Origin of the sequence: Microbacterium sp., from assembly GCF_030149085.1 — a bacterium.
Lineage (GTDB): Bacteria > Actinomycetota > Actinomycetes > Actinomycetales > Microbacteriaceae > Microbacterium.
On sequence record NZ_JASBSF010000163.1, the window covers coordinates 1 to 2192 of the forward strand.

Sequence of the window (2192 nt, forward strand, 5' to 3'; positions counted from 1 at the left end):
GTCGGGGGCAGTCGAACATCCAGGATGCACAGCTGGGGATCGAGGTCGGCTACCGCTTCGGGGAGGCCGTCGGTGTCGCCAAGCGCGGCGACCACTTCGTGGCCGGCATCCTCGAGCAGGCGGACCAGCCCCTCGCGCAGCAGCACGGAGTCTTCGCAGATCACGATGCGCATGGCAGGCTCACTTCCACTGTCGTCGGGCCGCCGACGGGACTGTCGACGCTGAACGTGCCACCAGCGCCGATCGCTCGGTTCGAGATGCCGTCCAGTCCCCCACCGGGAATGATCTGCGCACCGCCGATGCCGTTGTCTTCGATGCGGGCCCACAGCACGCCACCCTCGCGCTGGCGCACCAGCACCCGCGCTTCTGTCCCACGCGAGTGCTTCGCGGCGTTGGTGAGAGCTTCGGCGATCACGAAGTATGCGGCAGCTTCGGCTGTCGGTGCGCAACGCTCGGTGATCCGCACGTCGAGGACGACGGGTACCGGCGATCGCGCGGCCAGGGCCGACAGCGCGGCATCCAACCCGCGGTCGTCGAGGACAGACGTGTGGATGCCGCGTGCCAGCTGCCGGAGTTCGGTGATCGCCGCCTTCGTCGAGGTGTGGGCCTCGGCGATGAGTTCCTTCGCCGCTGCGGGATCGGAGTCGATCTTCTGCTGCGCAAGTCCCAGCGTCATACCCACCGACACGAGCCGCGGCTGCACGCCGTCATGCAGGTCGCGTTCGATCCGGGTGCGCTCGACATCTGCCGCGCGCACGGCGCCGGCACGCTGCGCCTGAGATTGCCGCGCTTGCTCTGCCAGGAGAGCCTCTCGTGAGGGGATCATGATCGCGCGGGCGAGCACGCCGTGCAAGATGGCGAGGCCGACGATGGTTGCCAGCGCCAGCAGAGAGACGACGATGCCGACCGGAACCGCCCACGCCGTGGACACGTCGATCCACGTGCTGCCCAGGCGCACGGCATCCGCGGCTCCCGCGTACACCGGCGAGAAGGCGAGCGCGACACCGGACGCTGTGACGCCGACCAGGCTCAGCACGATCCAGCCGAGGATCGTCGCGATCGCACCGTTGGCTACCGCGCGCCACATTCCCGGGTCGATGAACTGCAGCCAGACGGTGTGGAGGAAGCCGCCGAATCCCGGCTTGGCGCTGCGCCGAGGGCGACGGGCGGGAAGCCCGAACCGGTAGAGCCCGTCGATGCGGGCGTTCTCGAGCCAGCTCAGCGCGAACAGAACGTAGACGAAAGCGAGCAGGAAGAGGAGTCCGATACCGATCACAGGCAGAAGCCCGAGGCCGAGGCCCAGGAGGGTCATGAGAATCGCGAAGATCACGGGCCCGATCACGCCGAGGGCCGCGAGCTGGGCTATCGCTCCCGCTACGCGCGCGGGCGTCGCGACCGGCCGAGGTGGCGAATACGTTGTCGTCATGCCTCCACGGTAGGTTCCGGCATCCGCTGTCCGCGTCCCTGCCAGCCGGTCGAATCGTGGGGGGATAACCCCCGACATCCGGCCGGGTTCGCCGAAGCCCCGTCACGGATGCCTCGGCGAACCCACGGTTTCAGCGGCTGGACACCGTCCCGAACAGACGCGCGATAGGCGCCAGCACAAGGGGTCGGGCAGCAACCCAGGCTGCCGCGATGACGACCAGCGACAGGACGAACAGCCAGAACCCGACCCAGTTGTCGGCGTCGGTAGCCGCGTACATGTGGTTGAGGTTACGCAGGGCTCCGGTCGCGAGCACCAGGATGACGTGGATGACGATGAACACGACGAAGTACAGCATCACCGGGAAGTGGACCTTGCGTGCCCACTCGACCGGATAGGCCTTGTTGAGCGCCTTCGCGTTCTTGGGCCAGATTCCGCTCATCCGCACGCCGGTGATGATCGCGAGCGGTGCCGCAATGAACACTGTCGTGAAGTAGGCGAGCTGCTGCAGCGAGTTGTAGTTGACCCAGCCGTTCTCGGTCGGCCAATCCAGCGACACGTACTGCAGCGCGGCCGACAGGGCGTTGGGGAACACCTCCCACGACGTCGGCACGAGCCGCATCCACTGCCCCGTCACAAACAGCAGCACCACGACGATGAAGCCGTTGACGATCCAGAGGAGGTCGAGGGACTGGTGGAACCAGATCGTCAGGCTGACCTTGCCCTTGGGCTTGTTGCGCGGCGCCCAGAAGACGCTCGGGCGCCTCTC

Annotated in this window: 3 protein-coding genes; all 3 read right to left on the reverse strand. The window is 67.3% G+C overall.

Translation table 11 applies throughout. From position 1 onward, the window contains the following. On the reverse strand, positions 1–173 hold a 173-nt coding region (locus Q1V87_RS06640; RefSeq protein ID WP_300591392.1), incomplete at its 3' end, for a response regulator. Then, a complete protein-coding gene (locus tag Q1V87_RS06645; protein WP_300591390.1) occupies positions 161–1426 on the reverse strand; it encodes a histidine kinase in 1266 nt (421 codons plus the stop codon). The genes Q1V87_RS06645 and Q1V87_RS06640, both read right to left, overlap by 13 nt. 130 nt (positions 1427–1556) lie before the next feature. Next, a partial coding sequence (locus tag Q1V87_RS06650; RefSeq protein WP_300591391.1) for a cytochrome b/b6 domain-containing protein occupies positions 1557–2192 on the reverse strand: 636 nt, incomplete at its 5' end.